This window comes from Marinobacter piscis, from assembly GCF_007671655.1.
Classification (GTDB): Bacteria; Pseudomonadota; Gammaproteobacteria; order Pseudomonadales; family Oleiphilaceae; genus Marinobacter; species Marinobacter piscensis.
Window position 1 is genome coordinate 1001300 of sequence record NZ_VCGX01000002.1, and the last position, 20808, is coordinate 1022107.

Genomic DNA, 20808 nt, shown 5'->3' on the forward strand with positions numbered 1-20808 from the left:
GTAACCTGTCAGTCCCGCTTCCTCCCCACCCGCCATAAACGCCAGCCATGGTTCATAAAAAATCGAAAGGCGGACTGCACAAACCACCACCGGTGAATCATCGGCTTTCGCGCGGCGCCCCCGCCGGAGTGCCTGACAACGGCCGCAGGTTCGTAGACATGCACCCAACCACGCTTTGAACCCCGCAGCGAGACATCAAAATCCTCAAAATACATAAAATAGCGGCTGTCGAAGCCACCGACATCCCGCCAGAATCGCAAGCTGGCTAACATGAAGCAGCCACTGCACAACTCCACGCCCCGGTGCACCCAGTCCGGTTGCCAGTCCCGGTATTCATAACGATCGTTCAGCCGAAGCAGAAAACCAAAACGCTGTAAAAACCGGAACTGACGAACCGCCAGCACCGCAACCGAGGGATAGCGTTTACACCCATGAACATCCCGCCCGCTGGCCGGGTCCAATAACCGGGGCACCACCAGTCCGCAGGATGGATCCCCAGACAACCGCCAGAGGAGGCGCGACAACGCCTCTCGCTCTATAACCACATCCGGATTCATGACCAGAACAGCATCAAAATCAGCGGGCGAAAGGCTATGAAGCAGTACATTGTTCGCCCTGCCATACCCCTGATTCGGCCGAGTAGGCAGCACCTCTACCGGAAACGGGAAAAATTCCGCCAATTCCCGCCCCCTTCTGCCTTCCGGCTGGCCCTGCCTGCCGTTGTAGACCACAAACAGACTCGCCGACTCCAGCAAGCCAGCGTCCACAGCCTGCCCCAGGCTTGCGGCCAGGCTTTCCAGCGCAGGATAGATATCTGCTTCCCGCCACTCGTGCACCACCAGCGAGATGGCTAAACGCCTGCACATCAGATCAGCCATTGGCCACCATTGCCTCATAGCGGGGAAGCACTTCAGCAATCGGACCACAGAGCACACTGCGCCCTTTATCAATTACCACCAGCTTGCTACAAAGATTACGAAGCGTATTCACACTGTGGGAAACCACAATCGCCGATTGCCCCCCTTCCATGCGCTCCCTCAACATAGCCGCAGATTTCTTGCGGAAAGGTGCATCACCAACGCCCAGAACCTCGTCCACCAGCAACACATCCGGGCTGGCCGCCAGAGCCACCCCAAAACCAAGCCGGGCCCGCATGCCCGCCGAATAGGTTGAGAGCGGGTCAGCCATAGCGGTGCCAATTTCCGCAAACTCGGCAATAGCCTCCAGTTTCTGGCGGGCGGCTTTGCGGGTCATACCCAGCAGCACGCAACTAAGCACGGCATTCTCCTCGCCTGTCAGCTCGGGTAAAAATCCGACCTGCAGGGCCAAAAGCGAAGCACGCACTCCGGGCTTGTGCCAGACCGTGCCCCTGTCTGGCCGAATAATGCCGGCAAGCAACTTCAGCAAGGTACTTTTGCCCGCACCATTGCGACCGATAACACCTACAACCTCACCGTCTGCCAGATCAAAACTCACATCTTCCAGCGCCCAGTGTTTGTGCCGGGAAAAAACTCCGCCGGCCGGATAGGCCACTCCGGCAGAAGAAACCTGCAGCAGGCAATCGTCAGATACCTTCATTACGCCACCCGCTTCGGGTATACCCGATCAAACCGAACCAGAAAAAACACCCCCAGGCTGCAGAGCACACCACCAAAGCCCGCAGCATAAGCAACATGGACCCAGTTCGGCAGCCCCGGCTCCAAAAGAACGGCCCTCACCGCCTCCAGCAAGCCAACCAGCGGGTTCAGGTAAAACCAGCCGCGAACCGCTTCCGGGAATTCAGCCACATTGAAAAACACACCAGAGAGAAACATCAGCAGCAGCATGCCGTTATTGATCAGCATGCGAAGGTCTTCCGCAAAAGGTACCAATGCGGCGGCAAACAACGTACAACCAGCCACCAATAGTAGCGCCGCCGCCAGCACCGGCGCCAGTGCAAGCCAGTCCCAGCCCGGGGTGCGCTGAAACACCCACACATAGCCCAGCAACAGCAACAGCACCAGACCAAACTTCAGTGTATTGGCTGTTACTGGAATCAATGGCAACAACACCTTTGGCAAATACACCTGCTGCATCAGCCCGCGGTTAGCCAGCAGAGCGGCGCTCCCCTGAATCACGGTTGTGGAGAACCATTTCCAAACCACCAACCCAGCCAGCAAGAAACCCACATAGCCTTCGCCACCTTCACCGCCACGAATCCCCATGGCAAAAATCAGATAAAAGGCTGTCATGTAGAGCAAAGGCTCAATAATCCACCAAAGAATACCCAGATAGGTGCGCGTAACATCCCGGTGCAGCTCCGCCGCCGCCCTCAGCCAGACAATATCAAACCAGTTAGCCGCTCTATTCACCACTGCCCTCCGGCGCCACATCGCCACCATTTTCTCCGGCTTCGCCTGCAAGAAACGGAGCACAACGCTCACCCACGGTTGTAAGCGGATGGGTATCAAGAACCTTCTGGCACGCGTTCAAAAGTGCCGGAGCATGCATGGGATTCAGCCTGCCATAAAGCACGGGCTGGACCATGGGAGCCGTGAACCCTTCACCACGAAGCCTCGAGTATTCTTCGTTCAGCTCTTCGAACGAATGCCCCTGCTGGCGTTTATCCGTGGTTACACCACCATGGAGCTGATGAAAACAGCCTTCACCCGCCAGATAAATCAGCGTGGAACCCGGGTGCTCAACGGCCCGCTTGTAAAAATCCAGATTAACCAGTCCGCCCCCGGGCATTTCAAAGCCCTCGTCGTAGCCCCCAAGCTCGTCATAGAAGCTACGGGATACACAAATGCAGTTACTTTCAGCAGCAATACCCAGCCAACCGGCGGCACAGGAACCTCCCCAGGCCGAAATCTCGAACAGCTTGTAACCATGGGCGGGCCACTGAATGGAATCCAGCAACCGATCTTCCACCAGCTTGCTGTACCCCTGCTCAACCGTAACCCGCTGGTGCGCCGGGCCCAGATGCAAGCCCAACACAGCCACAACGGGCTGCTGGGCAAGACCAATCGCCTTCGCCGCACCCTGCACCACGCCGGGGCTAAGCATACGAGCCCCATCAATCATGACCGCAACATAGTCGCCCCGGGAACGGGCCACGCCAATATTGATGGCATCGGCAGGTGAAACCCGGGCATTGTCACGGCGAATCAGCGTAAGGGGAACGCCCACATCGCCCACCGCCGACAGATCCAGTGGTTCGGGCGAGCCGTTATCAACAACTATCACCTCGTAATCAATGCCTTCAGACCCCTGCTGGTAACGACGCGACAGGGATTCCACGGTGCGGGGCACCTCACGCTGCATGTTATAGGCAATCACCACAAAGGAGATCAGAGGCTTGCCCGAATCGGCCGCCCGGCGCCGTGCTATCCAGTTTCGCAACATAGTTCACTCTCCGTTTTCACAAAACGTTATTACCAGGCCGATGCCATCTGCTTGAGCTCCAGATACAGCTCTGCAATCTCCGCCGGCAAACCATCCAGCGATTCCAGCCGGTGGGTGCGCAAATCCGGATCAAAAAACGGCTCGCTTTCACCACCCAGCGCAAGACGCAATCCTTTCACCAAGCCAAAACGACGAACCAGGCTAACCAGCCCTTCCCGCAAACCAAGGGCCGGCAGCACCCGCTGTAACGAGGCCATGTACACCGGGTCTGGCTGATCAAAATCCACCACAGGAAACGGCCGCACACGCCACGCGGCCAGCAGGCGCCGGTTATACTCTGCCCATACCTGCATGTACTCCTCAAGGGTATGTAGAGAGGGATCCCGGCGGTGGAGGGAGCGGGCTACCGACAGGGGATGGCGAATGGTACCTACCAGTCTCGCATCCGGAAACCGGGCCAGCCAGCCGTCCAGTGCCAACAGGGCTCTTGGGTCTTTAAACCCCCAGTCCCCGGCCCCGACAAACTGCTCACAAAACTGATCCCGCTTCTTTATATAGTCGGCAGACCACACCACGTCTTTCGGGGGCTGGTGCCAGCTACCCCCATTGCTTTCCAACAGGGACTCATGCAGGACCATCAAATCAGGATGCTCCCGATTGCCTTTCTTATTGAAGGGATTCGCCGTATGAACATCCCCCAACGCCAGGCCCGCCTGCTGAAGGGAACCTGTAAGACAGCTGGTACCACTTCGATGCATACCCAGAATAATAACCGGGGGCTTGATACCCGCTTCCTTTATACTCAACTCAACCTCCGACCAGCCTGAAACTGAACCACCCATCCAAGGGCCACCACCAATAAAGCGGCGAGATATTACCTTATTTACCCAGCCCGTGCCGAACGCAAGCGCCACAGGTTACAAAACCGCCACCCGATACCCGAAATCTGACCAACTTTTGATCAAATCAGGCGTTTTTTAATCAGTTTTGTGTATACTTTTGTAACTTCCCGAAATCCAACTGAAATTTTGTTTCGTAATGCGCTTGCTAGTTGACAACCCAACACACTGTACCTACCATCGACACGTGAATTCCGGCACCTGCGGCGGGATATCCGCGTGTGCCGGGTTCCGTGAATTCAGGAAAACCTTGTCGACAAGGTCATTAAAACTTGGAAACTTATAGGAACGTTTCTCATGTATAAAAAGATCCTTTTGAGCTCAGCGATCGCTGCTGCAATGGGAGTCTCTGGGACTGCATCTGCCGTAAACCTGGACACAAATGCTGAGCTGAAATCGTACGCTCAGGAAATCGACGTCACTGCAGCCGGCTTGGTGCTGAAGAGCGGTACCGGTGGCGTTCTGGAAGCCAAAACAGAGCTCGGCTTCTCCATTTCTCAGGGTCAGTCCAAGTACGTTCGGATTGATATCTCAAATGCAGAATTTGAAGCAGCGCCTCGTGCCTCTGACCTGACACTCACCGACCTTGTCTCTGAGACAGATTACACCGTAGGTGTTTCCCAGGTTGATACCGATTTCGTCATTTACGAAATCCAAGCAGCGGTTGAGGTTGACTTCGATCAGGAAATCGTTTTTGAGCCGGCCAATGGTGTAACCACCGAAAACTACAACGGTGGCCAGCTTCGTTACCGTCTGTTTGATTCCGGTCCTGCTGCAATCAAAGAAGACACCGCTCTTCAGTACAAAGACATCACCAGTACTTGGTTTGACTTTGCCCCTGGCGTAGTGGCTGAGTGTAATGTTGGAACTCCGGATCGCATCGATGTAGTGGATCCAGAAAGGTGGCTGAACAACAATATCAGCACCGAAATTGTTGCCGGCGTTGTTTTCGATGTTGACACAGCCGTTCACTTGGCAGACGGCACTGCAGTTGCTGCTACTGACTACTTCAACGGTAATGATGTTGTTGTCACTGTTGATGGTTCTTTGGAAGCATTCGCAGACGACGGTAATGGCGCTCCCAACATCGCAATCGGCGGCACAGCAGCTAGCTCTGTTGCCGCAGAGTTCGATTCAGCAACCTTCACCGGCCTTGCTGACGACGCAGTTGTAGATGACCTCACTGTTACTAACGACGGTACAACAGAGATGGTACCAACAAGCTTCACGGTATCTGTCCCAGAAGCTTCCGGTGACGTATTCTCTGTAGGCAATGTTTCCGCCTCTTGCGGCAGCATTCTGTACAGTGGTTCAACTGATCGCTTGGACTTTGCCCTGACGCCGGATGGCGCGTTTAAACAATACGCTCGCATCACGAACCCGAGCGGTACTCCGGGTGCAGTCACAGTAACGGTTATCAACGACGCTGGACAGACGGTAACCTTCGGCATTGATCAACTCGACGGCATTCCTGCTGTGCTCGAAGCCCGCGGTAGCACTCGCCTGATTGACATCAACGAGCTCTACTCAGCTGCTCAATTAGAGAATAGCAACTTTGGATTGACTGAGGGCCGAGGCCTGACAAACCGTAACAAGCTACGCGTAGAAGTACGCGGCGAGTTCGGCGATGACGCAGTTGATGCCAACACTGCTACTCTGACAGATCGTCGCGCAGACGGCATTTACATCCAAGGTGTAACTGTGAGCCGCGACAACAACTCCTTCTTCCAGACCAAGTAATTTGATCTGAAGACACGTTGTGAGAAAGGCACCCTTCGGGGTGCCTTTTTTTTTGTGCTCCGGTAGACTTTGGCGCCTTACCTATCGATAGACAGCACGAGCCTTTATATGACCATGAAACCCGGAGACCCGCACTACCGCGCTTACGTGGGCGACCCAGACAACTACGACCTGATTGCCGCCACCGTGTTCAATCTGCTGACCACGCTTGGCCTGAGGGACCACCACCGGGTGCTGGATGTGGGTTGCGGATCGCTCAGAAACGGGCGCCTGTTGATCCCCTACCTGCGACACGGCGGTTACGTGGGTATCGAACCGAACGAGTGGCTGGTGCAAGAAGGTGCTGAGAAGGAACTTGGGAAGGATGCGATTACTCTGAAAGGGGCACGGTTTTCCTACCGCACCGACTGCCAGGAACTGGATACCAACGAACGGTTTGACTTTATGCTGCTGCAATCCATCTTCTCCCATTGCGGGGAAGATCTGGTTCGGCATTGGCTAAAAGAGCTGCCCCCCCATCTGGCAGATGATGGCGCTATCATTGCCACCTGGGTTGCCGGGCAAGAAAATTCCGGGGAAGCCGGCTGGCTTTATCCCGGGCTGGTGCGATTTACCGAAGACAGCTTTCAGGGGCTCGTGAGCGAAGCGGGGCTGATGTTCAAGCCCCTGGCCTGGCCCCACCCTATCCAGCGCTGGGCCATGCTGACCCGCTCGCAGGCCATGATCGACTGGGTTGACGACACCGGCCTTTCCTTCAACAGGGCCTTCCAGAAAATGAGAAAGCCCCGCCCCGGTCACTGAAACATTTTGGTGCTTTCCCAGGTTTCCGTGCTGGAATTCTGAATACGCTCCCGCAACAGCTCAGAGACGTTGCGGGCTTCTTCATCGTTGCGCACCACATAGGGCACCACCATCACCATCAACTCAGTGGTGGAGGTGCTGTCAGAGTCTGTACGGAACAGAGGCCCGAGCAACGGTAGCTTTCCAAGCCAGGGCACACCCTGTTCGCCCTGGCTGTTGGTTTTGGAGATCAGTCCGCCAAGGACTACCGAGCCACCGTCTCTCAGGGTAAGGGAAGTTTCCACAGCGCGATTAAGAATGGTGGGCAGGAAACTGTCACCACCACTGGTGTCCTGGGTTTCACTCAGGCTCTGGCGGATTCGGATGTCCACCAGCCCGCTGGCCTGAACGATCGGTTCCACCGTGAGGTCCACACCGGTTTTCCGGTACTGGAACTGCTGCAGAACATCGGTATCGCCATCGGTCTGGGTATCGCTCTGCCGTGTGGAGGTAAGCACCGGAATCTCGTTACCTACCTCAATGGTGGCAGTCTCGCCACTCTTCACCATGATTTTGGGTGACGACCGGATAACGGCCTGATTGGAATCGTAGAACGCGTTGAGTACCGCGCGGGTCTGGCCAGCACTGTTCAAAGTATAGCTGAACCCTCGCCCACCAATACCAAGGCCACCGAGGGTCTCCAGCGTACCGGAAAGATCGCCCACGCTGTTGCGGGCCAGCCATTCTACGCCCATCCCCTGGTTATCGTTGAGAGTCACTTCGGCCAGCACTACTTCCATCAGTACCGACGGAACCTGTTTGTCGAGTTCTACAGCAATGTCCCTTAATTTCAACCAGTCTGCGCCGCTCCCTCTGAAAATCAATACGTTGCGATTTTTATCTACAACTAGTCTACCGCCAGCAACCTCAGCTGTAGAACCGCTCCCAGTGACCTTTCGCTCATTAGTTGACCCTCCTTGCTCAGAGCTATTGTCGCCCCCCGTGTTACTCTCCCCAGAGCGACTACGACTACTTCCACTGAGTTCACTCCCCCCATAGAGCTGCGACAACAAAGATGCCAGTTCTTCCGCGCTGGTATTCTGCACCTCATAGGTAAACATGCCGGATTCGATCTCCCTCTGAAAGTCCTGATCCAGCTTCTCCGCCCATTGGCGGGCGTGTGAGAGAATTTCTCGACTTCGGCCCAGAACAACGATTGAGCCCAGCTCCGGTAACGGCAAAATACTCATGCTCACCCCTGTCCCTCCTGGACGACCTACGGCAAATCCTTCGGCAGCAAGAATATCCTGAAGTGCTGCTGCAAGGCTCCCCACATCACGATAGACAGGCCGCAATACAACACTATTCCTACCTTGAAGCATCGGACGATCGAAAAATGTGACCGCTTGTGCCGCCTCTGCAACGGTCTGTCGATCGCCTTTGAGGATAATTGCATTCCTAACGGGATCATCAGTGATCTCAAGCTTGCCACCTTTAAAGAGCGAACTTACCACGCTTCTTATTTGCGTGTTGCCCACTACGTGAAGTGGAATAACCTGAAATACCGGCCGGTGGCTCGCTGGAACATCCGGCAAGGCTTCACCGGAGACCAGAAGCGGAACGCCCTGGGTTGAAACGTTCTCTGCCGGAGAGAACACCCATAGCCCTTCCTTCTGCTCCATGGCCACGCCATAGTCCGCCAACACTGAACGGGCCGTTCGGAACAGGGCGGAAGGTTCCAGCGGGGTGCTCAGGCGCAGCGTAACAAGGTCGGTTTTATCGGCCAGTGACGGCGCCAGCGAGAATGACAGCCCCAGTTTTTCACCGAATACTTCGTTGATAAACACCGGCAGGGGCAAATCGTTCAGCTCCAGGGATATTGGATCACCCGTCAGCTCTGGGCCGTCATCGGAGGTCAGGCCCACGGTGGCACCGGTATCCCGCCCCCGGGCACTGGGCCCCCATTCGGCTTTCATGGCGGTGTCCGGCACATCACGCGCGCTATCCCCGCCGGCTTCCGCTGCAGGCTCTTTGGTCTCGCCCTGGGGCAATTGCCTGTCCAGCAATTCCACCCGGAAGTGATCTTTGGGTTGAAATCCGGCTTGTGAACGGGCGGCATCATCTTGACCGCCGGAGGTGGCAGCGCAACCGGTCAGTAAACCGAGCGCCAGGGAGGTGGCCAGAGCCAGGGGACTGCGTTTAAACAACATGATCATTCGCTGGTTCCATTCATTGGGCGGCGCGGGAAAAGGAACAATGTTTTGCTCTCCCCCGCCTGCTCAAGGGAAATTTGTTGCTGGCCAATGGCGGCCAGGGTCACTTCGGAGTCTTTCAGGAGCTCGCCTTCCTGCGCACGGAAAACGGCCGGGGTATTGTCTTTTGCGTTCTGATCACGCAGCAGGGCCTCCGGTACACTGCCCGTCACCCTGAGAATGCCGAGCAGGCGAAAACGATCAAGCCCCTCAGGCCCTTCCGTCTCAGATGGTTCAGTGTGCCCGGATTCTTCGCTCTGGGGGGCTCTGGCAGACCACGCTTGCCGCTCATAGAGTGCGGCGAGGTCCTGCTCCAGATTGTGGCCTGAGCCGGGGTTGTCGGTGGCGGGCAAGGTAGGCAACTCGCTACCATCAAATCCCATGCGTGGAGGCTCTGTTTCAGCCAGGTTCCAGCCCAGCAAGCCTGCCAGCGTCAGGGCCAATACCCCATAGATCACTGCCCGCATCATGAGGATGCCCCCTGCTCCAGCCCGGCTACCAGCACACGAAACTCCAGAATCACGGCAACCCCGGATTTGCGGCCTACGCGAATATCCAGACTATCGATATAAACCGCCGGCTGTGCGCTCTCCAACGCCGCTATCCAACCCCAGGGGGCAATACTTTCTTCGGTACTGGCCGTCAACCTTCCGCGCATTTCGTAGACACCACCGGTTGCAGGGCGTGGCTCGGCAAGTTCCAGGTTCCGTACCCGAAGCGCCGGCTGGCTTTCGGCGATGGTTGCATTCACAAATTCCCTCACCGCCGCCTTGGCAAGCCCGGTAGTACGGTAGGCCCAGGCCATAGCCAGCGCCTGCTCTCGCTGGCTTTCAAGTGCAGACACGAGGTTAGGCCAGTAATCTTGTTGTGCCAGCGTCTGCCATTCTGCCACATTAGCCTGGGCACGCCGCCACTCCAGCTGCTTCAGAGCCAGTTGGTCATCCTGCCAGAGAAGGAGGTACACAAGAAGAATCAATGCGATGGCCCAGGCGCCCAGGCGGAGCAACTGGCTATCCTGCCACTGCTGGAGCAGTTCCTGCCTCAACCGTTCATTCATCGCCAGATACCTCGTTGGCGGCATTGAGGTTTTGCTCAACCTGCAAACTCAGCTCAACCAGGCTGTCTCCACGAGTCTGGGCCTGCACCTCTGAGAACGCACCGGATTCCTCCAGTACGGTAATCAATCGGGTTGCATCGGGGAGTTCCCCTTCCGGCTCCCAGCTAAGTTCCAGGCGACCATCCCGGTAGGCCCAGCGCACGAGCCGCCCGCCTTTAACATCCAGCATGTCGGCAATTCGTGCAGCAACCTGAACCTGAGGAACGGAATCATAAGCCTGTAGTGCCAAAAACTCAGTACGCAAGGTGCCGGCCCTCTGACGAAGATCAACCACACCGTCAATCTGCTGTTCCAACTGGCTGGCTTGCCGGGCCGTAATCTGAGCCTGGTAATCAGCCCGAATGATAGCTACGCCATAGGCAACGGCAAAGAATGCCAGCAGAGCGGCGCTGACCGGGAACACCCTGTGCTCCAGTGACGACGGTTGAGGTTGCAGGCTTTGCCCCATCGGGGCCGAGAAAGCCGGCACGCCCTCGGAACGAGGCGATTCTGCAGCAGCACCAGTAGCCCCATGGCGCCGAAGCCATGCGGCGGCTTCCTCTGAGGAAACCGGCCTGGCAAAGCGCTTTTCGTAGAGCCCTTTTTCAGGATGACAATACTGGAGAAGATAAAGGCCCCGTTCACCATCACTCACCCATCGGTAACTGCCGGCGCTGAGCCGCGGCCAGAGTGCTGGCTCCGCCAGAAACTGGCGACGGCCGACGGCCTCTTTGAGGCTGGCCTGAGCGGCCGCTTCAATTTGTCTGGGCCAATACCAGACACACGCCAGCGCCTCTTGCCAGACAACCCAGCCTTCCAGTTCGTCGAAGGGGGATTTCTGTTCCAGCTCCAGTTTCAGAGCATCAAGCCGCTGTCGTGGTGGAACGCTGGCCAGATCTATCCGTGCAAACAATAAGGATTCACGAGGCAGAACACAGGCCCCACCGGGGATTCCAGGCAAGACCCCCAGAGGTTCGCACCCTCTGTCAGTCCAGCGGTAGCTGCTCCGGGAAAAACGCCGAATAATAGGGCCAGTCATTGGCGCGAGGCGCTGTTTCAGGCGTTGTGGGTAGGCCGAAAGCATTCGTTTTAGCGGGCTCCTGCTTGCGTTGGTTGATGGGCACTGGATGACTGTATTCAATAACCCAGGGCGCCCCGTTGGCTGTGGCCGTGAATTTTACTTCAATCCACCGTTTGTGTCTGCCTTGACGGTCTCCCAGCATGATTCTGATATTGCCGGACGGCTGCCACAGAGACTCAAACTCCCCCCCCTGAAACAGCACGCCAAACTCTGCGGAAGCCTGGGAGAGGGAGCTTAACACGTTGCTGCCACGTTCACTGGTAACCATTTGTGCTTCTGAGCGGCTGAGATAGTGAACAAGCTCCAGCATCAGCGGTGGAGAGGTATTCAGGTTGGATGAGGTTCCTGTTCCTATGGTTGAGGACCGGATGATTCTATCGGCAATATCCGGATGTTCACGGGCAATGGGTACGTTGAGGATTTCAAAAGGCGTTACCGGAAACCTGTTTGAAGGCGGCACCATACCACGCTCACGGTAGTCTTCTTCCTCGGCGCCGTTGAGCCTGGTGAGATTGTCCCGATCCTGATAGTCCATGAACTGGTCGTACCAGCGATCAGCCTCGGTAGGCGACACCTCCAGCAGTTCCATAAGGCGAAGCCAGTTTTCCCGCCTCGGCTCCAGCAGGCTGAAACTCGCCCCTGCGTCCTGGAGAGCAAACCCAACCTGCCCTACCCCTGAATACCAGGAACCATCCATGCGGAGGGTCGGGCCATATTGCTGATCGGCATCACCGCTCTCAAACGGATTGGCAGCAGAATCACTCTCAACACTCCCGGCCGCCAGATCCACACCTGCCGGGTTGTGCGGGCGCGCCGATAACATGTAGAGCAGAGTCTGTTCAGTCGCCATCATGTCCTGATCCAGCTGAGCAAACTCGCGCATGCTATATGCCTGATTCAGGGTGTTGTTGATTCGGGCAACGATTCCACCGGTAATCAGCGTGAGCGCAGCCATACTCCAGAGTACAACTGCCAGCACGAATCCCTGCTGCCTGTTAACAATGAGGATGCTCATTCTATGCCCAACATATCGCGGTAGTCTTCCCGTCCATAGGGGCGCATTCCAGGCTTTGCATACAACCAGGTATCCCCTGCTCCACCTTCCACGATGATGGCATCCGGTAATCGGGCGTTTTCACCATTGGTGTTCCAGGATTCAGACCAGCGCCCGTCAGGCCCCAGGTAACGGAACTCGGCCTCTTGCGGCAATGAAAGCCTCATCGCAAGCTCGTTGCTGTTGTGCTCCTTGTAGACTAGCCTCGTTGCACCTGCTGCGCTCTGAAGCTCCCAGGTTATCTCTGTACGCAAGCCGGGGGTTTCCAACACCGGAGCCAGACTGTAACCCTTGAGGCTGCTTGAGGTACCCACGAGGCAATGATCCAGATCGGTGCAGGGCACCAGACTCCCCAGCGAATCGGCCCACCACTGGGATTCACGAAATTGCGTGTCCATCGACGAGGTCACATCGGCAACCCGATCGTACAGATTAAGTGTTAACCCGAGCCCCCTAACCACCAAGGTAATCACCAGGCTGCCAATGACCATGGCAACCAGTAACTCCATGAGGGTCATACCACGTTCAGAGTGTTGGCTCATCAAACACCTGCTTGCTGGCTACCCGGCGGGTAAGAATATCCTCCAACCTGCGACTACCAAGGTAAAGGCTGACACGCACATTGTAGAGCGCAACCTGATGTATCCCCATCGCGCCGCTACCGGTTACCGCAAAGGTTGGCCCCTGAAAGCGCTGATACTCTGCGCGCGCCTCTATCTCACCGGCAGAGGTCTGAAAAACCCTTGAGTGCTCATGGTTTTCGGGAAGTTCTGACAGGTCGGCACTTTTCACCCAGGCGAGTATCTGAGGCTGAACGGAGGTTGTCGCTACGTGCGCTTCAGCTTTCGCAAGATTTTGCAACCCGGTATTAATGAGCGCAAACAGAGCTGCACCCACTCCGGCAACGATCACCAGGGCGACCAGCGCTTCGAGCAAGGCAAAACCTCTGGACCGTCTCATATCAGGCTTCGATCCGCGGCCTGCACAATGGCGGTGCCAACTGATAGGTAACACGCTTTCCGGCTTCAAGCTCAAGGTGAATGGCGCCCCCGGTGCAGGCTCCATTAGCACGGTATTCTATCTCGGAGGGCACCCACACACGCATTGACCCGGCGTTCTCCCGAGGCAATGATGCCGGGGCTCCCTGAAACACTTCCTGATAGGGCACAAATCCAGAGGTAGAGGGCAGAGAAAACTCCCCCCCCTGCTTCATGACACCAACCGGGAGGTTTTGAAGCAGCATGACAACCTGGTCTTGCTGGTTACGCTCTGCAAGAGCATCGGCCAAGCGCACCAACGCAGGCGTGGCAACGGCCGCGCCAAGCCCGAGAATCAACAGCACGACCATCAATTCCAGCAGGGTGAAACCCTGATTGCGATGACGGGCCATAGCCAATCAGGACTCAGGGAGGTAGCCGATGTCGGCGTCTACGCCTTCCCCACCCTGTTTACCGTCTGCGCCATAGGAATAAAGAATAAAGCCCTGGGGGTGACTGGAGCTGGGCTTGTACTGATAGGGCATACCCCATGGGTCTGTGGGCAGATCGTCGCCCAGGTAGGGACCATCCCACAAGCCACGGCGACGCTCGTCTGAGGGAGGATTGTTCAGACCGTTCAGGCCCTCCTGCTCACTGGGAAAGCTGCCCACATCCAGACGATACGTCAGCAGACCAGATTTAAGCATCTGAATCTGGGTTTCTGCCGTCTGGACCTTTGCGGTGTCCGCCTTACCAAACAGGCGAGGACCAACCAGGCCGGCCAGAAGGCCGAGGATAACGAGCACAACCAGGAGTTCCAGCAGGGTAAAGCCATTTTCGGCATCAGAGTTTCGCAGTGACTTCTTCATAGGGTTCCGATCTGAGTTTTAATGTGTTTACAAGTGCTCAATCTGGTCAGAAGGCGATATCGTTTGCGCTGGTAATCGCAAGGATAACGCCCATGATAATGACGCCAATCACCCCTCCGATCAACAGAATGGCAATTGGTTCAATCAGGGCAAGAAAACGCTTCATCCGGTTGCGCCCACTGGTGTCGTGAAGCTCTGCCAGCGATTTGAGCAATCGCGCCACCTCGCCAGATTTCTCCCCGGCGCGAAGCAGATTGTAGCCGGTATTGGTGATGACAGAGTTTTCCTTCAACGCAGAAGACAACGGCACACCGGACTTCACTTGCCCGGACACCCGGCTAAGCCGGCTTTGCCGGGAAGGAAGCCTTACGGTGTTCCGAGCCAACTCCAGTGCATCCAGAATTGCGACCCGATGGTTGACCAATGCAGCCAGAATCGATGCCCAACGGGCGGTTTCCGCCTCGACAATCCAGTCTCCCACTACCGGCACACTCTGAAGCCCATCCATAAAACGCGAGCGCACGGCCGGCAGGCTGAACACCCTGGCCATCACTATGATTGCGGCCAGCGCTGCACCTATCACCCAGGCCATGTTTGCGTTCACCCATTTGCCGGTGGCCAGCACCGCCCAGGCAAGCCATGGGAGCTTGTCGCCATGTTCCAGCAAATTCTGGAATTGCGGTACCACAAAAGTGAATACCAATAACACGGCACCTACGCCGGAAAAACAAAGAATGGCGGGATACACCAAAGCGTTTTTCATTTCCGTTGCAATCTGTTTTTCGTACTCCATCTGACTGACGGCGGTTTGCAGGCTATCCCCCATTTCGCCTGTCAGTTCACCCGCTTTAACCAGTTGGAACAGATATTCAGGCACTGGCACGCCGGAGGCCCGAAGCGCATCACTGAAGGACTCACCCTGACGAAGCCCGGAAGACCAACGATCAAAGACTGACTGCATCGCGGCTGCCCGCTCACCACCCGTCAGGGAGTCAATAGCATCTTTGAGACTGACCCCTGAACGCAACAAGGTAGCAAGCTCAGAGAGGGCCAGTAGCAGTTCTTCGCGGCTGATTTTGCCTTTGGGTCTTTTTGCACCAGGCTTACCTGCGGCTTCGCTCAGGCTCGTTACTCGCAATCCCTGTTGTTTCAGTTTGCCGAGGGCCTGTTTTCGTGATTCAGCCTCTACGTCGCCTTCCAGGGTACGGCCCTGCGCATCAATGGATTGATACTTGAAGTTCATGCCTCAGAGGCCTCATCTTCAGCCACACTGGTGCCGGCCACTCGCATAACTTCCTCTATGGTTGTCTCACCACGGGCGGCTTTGATCAGACCGTCCTGCAACAGATTGCGATGGCCGTGGCGCGCCGCCCACAGACGCAAATCGCTGATATCGGCGTTGTCTGCAACCAGGGTTTGCAGCTCTTCGGTGGCCGGAATGATTTCATAAATACCTAACCTGCCCCTGTACCCGGTACCATGACAGCGTTCGCAACCTTTGGGCTCCACAAAAGCCGGATTTTTGATCCAGTCTCCGGCGAGCGGTTTCCAGAGCGACTCCGGAGGATTGGCCGGCTCACTGCAGTTGGGACATGCCCTGCGCACGAGCCGCTGTGCCTGTACTGCTTTGACCGGCGCGGCAACCAGGTAGGGCTCTACCCCCATATCCACAAGCCGGGTAAATGCCGAAAGAGCATCATTGGTGTGCAGGGTGGACAGCACCAGATGGCCCGTAAGCGCCGACTGTATGGCAATCTCTGCGGTTTCGAGATCCCGTATTTCACCAATCATGATGATATCCGGGTCTTGGCGCAGTATAGCTCTCAACGCTCTTGCGAAGGTGTAGCCGATATCACCATTGGCCTGGATCTGGGTTACGCCCCGAACCTGGAATTCAACAGGATCTTCAACGGTAATCAGCTTCTGACGCCCGTCCACCAGTTCTGACAAACCACTATACAGGGTTGTCGATTTACCTGAACCTGTTGGCCCCGTAACCAGGACAATACCGTTAGAGAAGCCCAGCACCGACCGCATTAGCTTGAGGTGGTCCGGCTCCATGCCCAGGCTTTCCAATGACAAAGATTCCCGGTTTTTGGGCAGCAAACGCATGACCACAGATTCGCCGAAGGAGCAAGGGGCGGTGGATACCCGGATATCCATTTCCTGCCCGCCAAGTCGCGTACTGATCCGGCCGTCCTGGGGCAGCCGGGATTCGGCAATGTCCATGCCGCTGATAAGCTTTATGCGTGAGGCAACGGCGGGGAAACGGCTGGCCGATTGAGTCATCTGGGAATGCAGCACGCCATCGACCCGATAGCGGATGATGAAGAATTCCTCACCCGGCTCGATGTGCACATCCGAGGCGCCTGCTTCGACGGCCTTGGCAAGTACGTTATTGACGAGCTCGACGACCGGAGCTTCCTCGGCCAGCTCTAGCAAACTCTGACTGCCCTGCTCGCTGAACAACCTGGTGACCGCGAGTTCCTGACGGACAAAACCAACCAGTCTCTCGATCTCATAAGTCGAAGCCAGCACCCACCGAAGCCTGAAGCCTTTGGGTTCCAGAGAGGTTTCAAGCACTTCCCGGATTTCGTCGCTGTGAAACCTGGACGAAAGCACGCAGACAGTTCTTTCCTCAGGCTGATCTGCCGCTTCAGAGAGGGCCTCATCAAACCAGGCGACGGTTTCCTGCTCCAGCATCCATTCCATGCTGACCGGCAATTCCCGCAGGGTTTCGTATACCTGAAAGTCATCTGGCGCTGGCTGCTGTTTGCCGAGGAGCGGGTACCCCCACTGGGCCGAGAGAGCTTGCAAGACTACGTCTTCACTGGTGGCCCCGGAGCGCACGAGAAGACTGCCCAGAAGCCCGCCAATCTGCTTTTGAACTTCCAGCGCCTGATTCAGTTCTTTCTCGGAAACAGCGCCCAATTCCACCAGCCAGGCGCCAAGGGGTTTCCAGGGTTGCGATACTGCCATGGGGTTGCGATTCCGGTGTGAATTTTCAGGGCTGGATTGTAGCAGAGTGGCACAAGGATGGGACAGGTAACGAAACTTGTTGACTCACGCAGGACATTCATTGATTGCTAACTAGATTTGTAATATATTCCGTGCGCTAGATTCATGTGGCAACTGCAATGCGTCTGAGAATCGGATTTTTGTTCTAACGGCTCCTTAATGGAGCCGTTTTTTTTGACTTATGCGGCTTCGCGCCAAACGAGACTGTTACTGAGTAATGGTCTTACTGACGATGCCCGACCACTGGCTCTCAAGTCCATCGACGTCTACTGTGCGAATCGCAAAAAACCATGTCCCCGCTTCCAGGCCGGTAACTTCAAATCCCATTACCTGGCCATCCTCAATTACGACCTGATTCGCCATTTTTTCTATATTGCTCTGGGTGTCGTAGCGCACTATGTATTGATCAATCTCGCCCATTGCCAGGGATTCGCCATTTTCCCGAGCGAGCGGCGCCTGCCAGCTTAACTTTGCTGTTTGTAGTGGTCAAGTGTTTTAGGCCACCGTCTTTCGAGCTTTCCAGTAGGCCTGCTCAGGTGCTGGCTCAACAGGCTGTTCTGACGTTGGCGCCTCAAATCCTCGACTTAACAACGTATTTTCCAACTCTGCACGAGCTTGTAGAGCGAGTTCCTGATGATCCTTAGCGAATCCGATCGCTTCCAAGCGGTTAAGCAAGATGAGCGATGCCAAACCTAGCAACTCCTGATCAGCGCGTAGACCGGCAGGCCGTGGTCAAGGCCCACGAACTGCTGTGGCATCACTTCATTGAACAGCACGAGACTCCACCCAAGGAAATTGTGCTGGATTTTGATGGCACCGACGTTCCGGTGCATGGCGACCAGCCCGGCAAGTTCTTTAACGCCTACTACAATCACCATTGTTACTTCCCACTGTACGTGTTCTGCGGTCGCCATCTGCTGGTGAGCTACCTGCGCACCAGCAACCGAAGCGACAGCCGCCACAGCTGGGCCATTCTGGCCCTGCTGGTGAAATTCATCCGGCAGTACTGGACGAATACCCGCATCGTGTTCCGGGGTGACAGCGGCTTTTATCGGCCCCGGTTGCTGAGCTGGTGCGACCGGAACAACGTGGACTATCTGGTGGGCCTCAGCAAGAACAGCCGGCTGCTCAATGAGGTAGACGTACCCTCGATGCTGGTTCGCAAGGCTCACAACGAACTGGGTGAAAAAGTCTGCGCCACCTATCGATTCCAGTACCAGGCCCACACCTGGAAACACCCCCGCTGGGTGATCGCGCGTCTGGAGGAGTGCGAACTGGGTGCCAACCCCAGGTTCATTATCAGCTCCCGTTACGACGACGGCGTTAAACTCTACTACGAGCAATACTGTGCCCGGGGTGACATGGAAAACCGGATCAAGGATCAACAGTTGTGTCTGTTCGCAGATCGCACCTCCAGCACGCGGTGGTGGACAAACCAGTGGCGACTGATCCTGTCGGGTTTTGCCTACACCCTGTTCGAGCGACTGCGGGGTTACCTGACGCAAACGCCCTTCGAGCGGATGAGCGCCAGCAATCTGAGGCTCAAGCTAATCAAGGTCGGTGCGGTGATTGTTCGTAATGAGGTGGGCCCAATAAGTTGGACAACCTGATGATGCACCCTGCTCTGTCATAACGATGGATCTGGATCGTTTCAAAGTGGTCAATGACACTTTTGGACACGAAGCTGGCGACACTGTGCTTGTTGAGGTCTGTAAATACGTACGCGCGGAGCTACGTCAAATTGATATGCTGTCACGCTGGGGCAGAGAGGAGTTTGTCATCCTGCTGCCCCATAGCGAATTGGAAGAAGCTTGCCAGCTCGCTGAGGCAATACGCATGCGCGTCGAGGCCCAGTGGTTTCCGGTTGTCGGCAGACTGACCGCAAGTTTTGTGTCACTCAGGCACATCGGCAAGACACGCTGGATAGCGCGCTAAAACGGTCAGATGAAGCGCTCTACGAAGCTAAAAAATCTGGCCGGAACCGCGTAAATTGGCGAGGTATTGAAACGGAACCTTGGTTGCAACCGCCCCTGTAGTGGTCTGGTGGTTATTTAGTTGTTACTACGCCCATCAGGCCGATACTATTATGACCGACATATAAATGCCATTAGCAAGCCCTGCTTGCTCGCACCCGTTATCCGGATAAAAGCACATTGCCCATGGACGAACAAATCCACCTGAGAACCCGCTCCTATTTAGTAGCCCGACACCAGCACCCTGCCTGGAAGCTGCTCTCGGCGACCCGCGGGCCTCTGGTACTCAGTTGCCTGCAGGCACTACTGGAACAAAACCGGGAAGAAATCCTGTTCGAGGATGCCCAGCAAATACTGACGGATATCCTGCGAGAGCACGCCAACAACGATGACCTGGAGCTGTCCAGCGACGACCCGGCAGCCGATTCGAGGAAAGAGCTGCGCTCTTGGATTCGTAAAGGGCTGATCGTTGAGCGGGACGGCCGGCTGATGGCCACCGATGCCCTGCAAAAAGCCCTGGTGTTCGTGGAGGACCTGGACGAAAAAATCATGACGTCCACCGCCTCGCGACTGGCTACGGTGCAGCGAGAAATTGAAAACCTGGAAACCCGACTGAATCCGAATGCCCAAAGCCGTGCCGACCATATACGGCGCAAGATCAAAGACCTGGAGCACGAACTGGCTGAGGTGGAGGCCGGTCGCTTCAAGGTGCTGCAAGGCGCTGAAGCGGCAGAAGGCGTCCGCGAAGTCTACAACCTCGCCACCAGCCTGCGGGCTGACTTCCGCCGGGTAGAAGACTCCTACCGGGAGGCGGACCGGCAGTTGCGCCAGTCCATTGTCAGCGAACAGCATCACCGGGGTGAAATCGTCGACCGCCTGCTGGACGGCCACGACACGCTGCTGGAAACCGCCGAAGGCAAGGTTTTTCACAACTTCAACGAGCAGCTCAGCCGGTCCACCGAGCTGGACAACATGAAACACCGGCTGCGAACCATCCTGAAGAATCCGGCAACCCGCCACGCCCTGTCCCGGCAGCAACAGGACGAGTTGCGCTGGCTGGTCATCCGTCTGATCCAGGAATCCGCTGCCGTTATCCGCGCCCGGGCCCGCAGCGAAAAAGACGTCAAAGGCTTCCTCAAAACCGGGCTCGCCGCCGAGAACCACAGGGTGGGCGAACTGCTCAATGGCATACTGAACACCGCTCTTAACATCGACTGGTCCAGCCATAAGGTCCGCAAGGGCGACACACCCCTGCCTCCGGTCGCCGTGGCGGTTTCCAGTCTGCCACTGGTTGAGCGCCTGCGATTCAAGTCCGCCACAGAAGAGCAGGCACAAGGGCTGGAACTGACTGATCAGGGCGTTAACCTCGAAGAGGTCGACGAAGAGTTCTGGCGTGCCTTCGATGGCCTCGACCGGGAAGCCCTGTACCAGGAGACGGTGGAACTGCTGAAAGTCACCGACCGCCCCATGAGCATCGGCGACCTGGCTACTCACCTGCCACCCACGCACGACCTGGAAACCATCGCCCTGTGGCTCGCCATGGCCCGTGAGGCAGAAGTGGAAATCGCCGACGACCGGGAAGCCGTGGAAATCACCGACAACAACGGACACAAACTGCGCTTCCACGTGCCGCAACTAAGGCTGACCCGGCAAGCCGCCGAATCCATCGACTGGGAGCTGTAAAC

Annotated in this window: 21 protein-coding genes and 2 pseudogenes; 5 read left to right on the top strand and 18 right to left on the bottom strand. The window is 56.5% G+C overall.

Annotation, left to right across the window (positions count from 1 at the left end):
- Window positions 1-8: 8 nt before the first annotated feature.
- The 5 genes from FFI95_RS10225 to FFI95_RS10245 are packed head-to-tail and all read right to left on the bottom strand — an operon-like array spanning window position 9 to window position 4190.
- On the bottom strand, window positions 9-878 hold the full coding sequence (locus tag FFI95_RS10225) for a glycosyltransferase family protein (protein ID WP_186311998.1): 870 nt from the start codon (window positions 876-878) through the stop codon (window positions 9-11).
- Window positions 871-1578 carry an ABC transporter ATP-binding protein gene (locus FFI95_RS10230; RefSeq protein ID WP_144822297.1) on the bottom strand — a complete coding sequence of 236 codons (708 nt, stop codon included), beginning with the start codon at window positions 1576-1578 and terminating at the stop codon, window positions 871-873. Before FFI95_RS10230 ends, FFI95_RS10225 begins: the two co-directional genes overlap by 8 nt.
- Window positions 1578-2351, bottom strand: a complete 774-nt coding sequence (locus FFI95_RS10235) for an ABC transporter permease (RefSeq protein WP_049756891.1) — start codon at window positions 2349-2351, stop codon at window positions 1578-1580. The genes FFI95_RS10230 and FFI95_RS10235 overlap by 1 nt, the downstream gene beginning before the upstream one ends.
- Window positions 2344-3384 (bottom strand): glycosyltransferase family 2 protein, encoded by a 1041-nt coding sequence (locus FFI95_RS10240; RefSeq protein ID WP_144822298.1) that lies wholly within the window; start codon window positions 3382-3384, stop codon window positions 2344-2346. The genes FFI95_RS10235 and FFI95_RS10240 overlap by 8 nt, the downstream gene beginning before the upstream one ends.
- Before the next feature lie 29 nt (window positions 3385-3413).
- The gene (locus tag FFI95_RS10245) at window positions 3414-4190 is read right to left on the bottom strand and encodes a sulfotransferase (RefSeq protein WP_186311999.1); all 777 of its coding nucleotides are present in this window, start codon (window positions 4188-4190) and stop codon (window positions 3414-3416) included.
- 390 nt (window positions 4191-4580) lie between these two features.
- Here FFI95_RS10245 and FFI95_RS10250 point away from each other — a divergent pair, with 390 nt between their 5' ends.
- Together FFI95_RS10250 and FFI95_RS10255 are read left to right on the top strand one after the other, a co-directional pair.
- Window positions 4581-6023, top strand: coding sequence for a hypothetical protein (locus FFI95_RS10250; protein ID WP_144822300.1), 1443 nt, complete (start codon window positions 4581-4583; stop codon window positions 6021-6023).
- A 108-nt stretch (window positions 6024-6131) separates the two neighbouring features.
- Window positions 6132-6824 (top strand): class I SAM-dependent methyltransferase, encoded by a 693-nt coding sequence (locus FFI95_RS10255; RefSeq protein WP_144822301.1) that lies wholly within the window; start codon window positions 6132-6134, stop codon window positions 6822-6824.
- On the opposite strand, the gene FFI95_RS10260 is transcribed toward FFI95_RS10255, so the two are convergent.
- The 13 genes from FFI95_RS10260 to FFI95_RS10320 form a co-directional block, all read right to left on the bottom strand.
- Entirely contained in the window at window positions 6818-9019 is a 2202-nt protein-coding gene (locus tag FFI95_RS10260) for a secretin N-terminal domain-containing protein (RefSeq protein ID WP_144822302.1), read from the bottom strand. The two genes, FFI95_RS10255 and FFI95_RS10260, sit on opposite strands and share 7 nt — an antisense overlap.
- Window positions 9016-9525 (bottom strand): hypothetical protein, encoded by a 510-nt coding sequence (locus FFI95_RS10265; protein WP_144822303.1) that lies wholly within the window; start codon window positions 9523-9525, stop codon window positions 9016-9018. The genes FFI95_RS10260 and FFI95_RS10265 overlap by 4 nt, the downstream gene beginning before the upstream one ends.
- Window positions 9522-10112: a hypothetical protein gene (locus tag FFI95_RS10270; RefSeq protein ID WP_144822304.1), complete on the bottom strand. Its 591-nt coding sequence runs from the start codon at window positions 10110-10112 to the stop codon at window positions 9522-9524. Before FFI95_RS10270 ends, FFI95_RS10265 begins: the two co-directional genes overlap by 4 nt.
- Entirely contained in the window at window positions 10105-11235 is a 1131-nt protein-coding gene (locus FFI95_RS10275; RefSeq protein WP_186312000.1) for a hypothetical protein, read from the bottom strand. The genes FFI95_RS10270 and FFI95_RS10275 overlap by 8 nt, the downstream gene beginning before the upstream one ends.
- Window positions 11138-12211: a type II secretion system protein GspK gene (locus FFI95_RS10280; RefSeq protein ID WP_186312001.1), complete on the bottom strand. Its 1074-nt coding sequence runs from the start codon at window positions 12209-12211 to the stop codon at window positions 11138-11140. Before FFI95_RS10280 ends, FFI95_RS10275 begins: the two co-directional genes overlap by 98 nt.
- A gap of 32 nt (window positions 12212-12243) precedes the next feature.
- Window positions 12244-12828, bottom strand: a complete 585-nt coding sequence (locus FFI95_RS10285) for a PilW family protein (RefSeq protein WP_144822307.1) — start codon at window positions 12826-12828, stop codon at window positions 12244-12246.
- Window positions 12812-13246: a type II secretion system protein gene (locus tag FFI95_RS10290; RefSeq protein WP_186312002.1), complete on the bottom strand. Its 435-nt coding sequence runs from the start codon at window positions 13244-13246 to the stop codon at window positions 12812-12814. Before FFI95_RS10290 ends, FFI95_RS10285 begins: the two co-directional genes overlap by 17 nt.
- A 1-nt stretch (window position 13247) precedes the next feature.
- Window positions 13248-13676, bottom strand: a complete 429-nt coding sequence (locus tag FFI95_RS10295; protein WP_144822309.1) for a pilus assembly FimT family protein — start codon at window positions 13674-13676, stop codon at window positions 13248-13250.
- Window positions 13677-13682: 6 nt separating this feature from the next.
- Entirely contained in the window at window positions 13683-14132 is a 450-nt protein-coding gene (gene gspG, locus FFI95_RS10300) for a type II secretion system major pseudopilin GspG (protein ID WP_144822310.1), read from the bottom strand.
- Between the two features lie 46 nt (window positions 14133-14178).
- The gene (locus FFI95_RS10305) at window positions 14179-15375 is read right to left on the bottom strand and encodes a type II secretion system F family protein (RefSeq protein ID WP_011786093.1); all 1197 of its coding nucleotides are present in this window, start codon (window positions 15373-15375) and stop codon (window positions 14179-14181) included.
- The gene (locus FFI95_RS10310) at window positions 15372-17111 is read right to left on the bottom strand and encodes a GspE/PulE family protein (RefSeq protein ID WP_144822311.1); all 1740 of its coding nucleotides are present in this window, start codon (window positions 17109-17111) and stop codon (window positions 15372-15374) included. Before FFI95_RS10310 ends, FFI95_RS10305 begins: the two co-directional genes overlap by 4 nt.
- A 246-nt stretch (window positions 17112-17357) precedes the next feature.
- Window positions 17358-17570: a fibronectin type III domain-containing protein gene (locus FFI95_RS10315; protein ID WP_144822312.1), complete on the bottom strand. Its 213-nt coding sequence runs from the start codon at window positions 17568-17570 to the stop codon at window positions 17358-17360.
- A 75-nt stretch (window positions 17571-17645) separates the two neighbouring features.
- Entirely contained in the window at window positions 17646-17840 is a 195-nt protein-coding gene (locus FFI95_RS10320; protein ID WP_144822313.1) for a hypothetical protein, read from the bottom strand.
- Window positions 17841-17842: 2 nt separating this feature from the next.
- On the opposite strand from FFI95_RS10320, the pseudogene FFI95_RS10325 reads away from it, so the two are divergent.
- The 3 genes and pseudogenes from FFI95_RS10325 to FFI95_RS10335 form a co-directional block, all read left to right on the top strand.
- A pseudogene (locus FFI95_RS10325) lies at window positions 17843-18730 on the top strand (IS1380 family transposase); the annotation flags it as partial.
- Window positions 18731-18773: 43 nt separating this feature from the next.
- Window positions 18774-19085: pseudogene (locus FFI95_RS10330) on the top strand (GGDEF domain-containing protein); the annotation flags it as partial.
- 224 nt (window positions 19086-19309) lie between these two features.
- Window positions 19310-20806 carry a DUF3375 domain-containing protein gene (locus FFI95_RS10335; RefSeq protein ID WP_144822315.1) on the top strand — a complete coding sequence of 499 codons (1497 nt, stop codon included), beginning with the start codon at window positions 19310-19312 and terminating at the stop codon, window positions 20804-20806.
- The last annotated feature ends 2 nt before the right edge of the window (window positions 20807-20808 follow it).

Bases quoted from the DNA above. Each gene is read 5' to 3' on its own strand.
- FFI95_RS10230 (WP_144822297.1), bottom strand. From the start codon at position 1,578: ATGAAGGTATCTGACGATTGCCTGCTGCAGGTTTCTTCTGCCGGAGTG.
- FFI95_RS10285 (WP_144822307.1), bottom strand. From the start codon at position 12,828: ATGAGCCAACACTCTGAACGTGGTATGACCCTCATGGAGTTACTGGTT.
- FFI95_RS10270 (WP_144822304.1), bottom strand. From the start codon at position 10,112: ATGAATGAACGGTTGAGGCAGGAACTGCTCCAGCAGTGGCAGGATAGC.
- FFI95_RS10265 (WP_144822303.1), bottom strand. From the start codon at position 9,525: ATGATGCGGGCAGTGATCTATGGGGTATTGGCCCTGACGCTGGCAGGC.
- FFI95_RS10250 (WP_144822300.1), top strand. From the start codon at position 4,581: ATGTATAAAAAGATCCTTTTGAGCTCAGCGATCGCTGCTGCAATGGGA.
- FFI95_RS10290 (WP_186312002.1), bottom strand. From the start codon at position 13,246: ATGAGACGGTCCAGAGGTTTTGCCTTGCTCGAAGCGCTGGTCGCCCTG.
- FFI95_RS10310 (WP_144822311.1), bottom strand. From the start codon at position 17,111: ATGGCAGTATCGCAACCCTGGAAACCCCTTGGCGCCTGGCTGGTGGAA.
- FFI95_RS10335 (WP_144822315.1), top strand. From the start codon at position 19,310: ATGGACGAACAAATCCACCTGAGAACCCGCTCCTATTTAGTAGCCCGA.
- FFI95_RS10240 (WP_144822298.1), bottom strand. From the start codon at position 3,384: ATGTTGCGAAACTGGATAGCACGGCGCCGGGCGGCCGATTCGGGCAAG.
- FFI95_RS10275 (WP_186312000.1), bottom strand. From the start codon at position 11,235: ATGCTTTCGGCCTACCCACAACGCCTGAAACAGCGCCTCGCGCCAATG.
- gspG (WP_144822310.1), bottom strand. From the start codon at position 14,132: ATGAAGAAGTCACTGCGAAACTCTGATGCCGAAAATGGCTTTACCCTG.
- FFI95_RS10260 (WP_144822302.1), bottom strand. From the start codon at position 9,019: ATGATCATGTTGTTTAAACGCAGTCCCCTGGCTCTGGCCACCTCCCTG.
- FFI95_RS10305 (WP_011786093.1), bottom strand. From the start codon at position 15,375: ATGAACTTCAAGTATCAATCCATTGATGCGCAGGGCCGTACCCTGGAA.
- FFI95_RS10225 (WP_186311998.1), bottom strand. From the start codon at position 878: ATGGCTGATCTGATGTGCAGGCGTTTAGCCATCTCGCTGGTGGTGCAC.
- FFI95_RS10315 (WP_144822312.1), bottom strand. From the start codon at position 17,570: ATGGGCGAGATTGATCAATACATAGTGCGCTACGACACCCAGAGCAAT.
- FFI95_RS10295 (WP_144822309.1), bottom strand. From the start codon at position 13,676: ATGGCCCGTCATCGCAATCAGGGTTTCACCCTGCTGGAATTGATGGTC.
- FFI95_RS10255 (WP_144822301.1), top strand. From the start codon at position 6,132: ATGACCATGAAACCCGGAGACCCGCACTACCGCGCTTACGTGGGCGAC.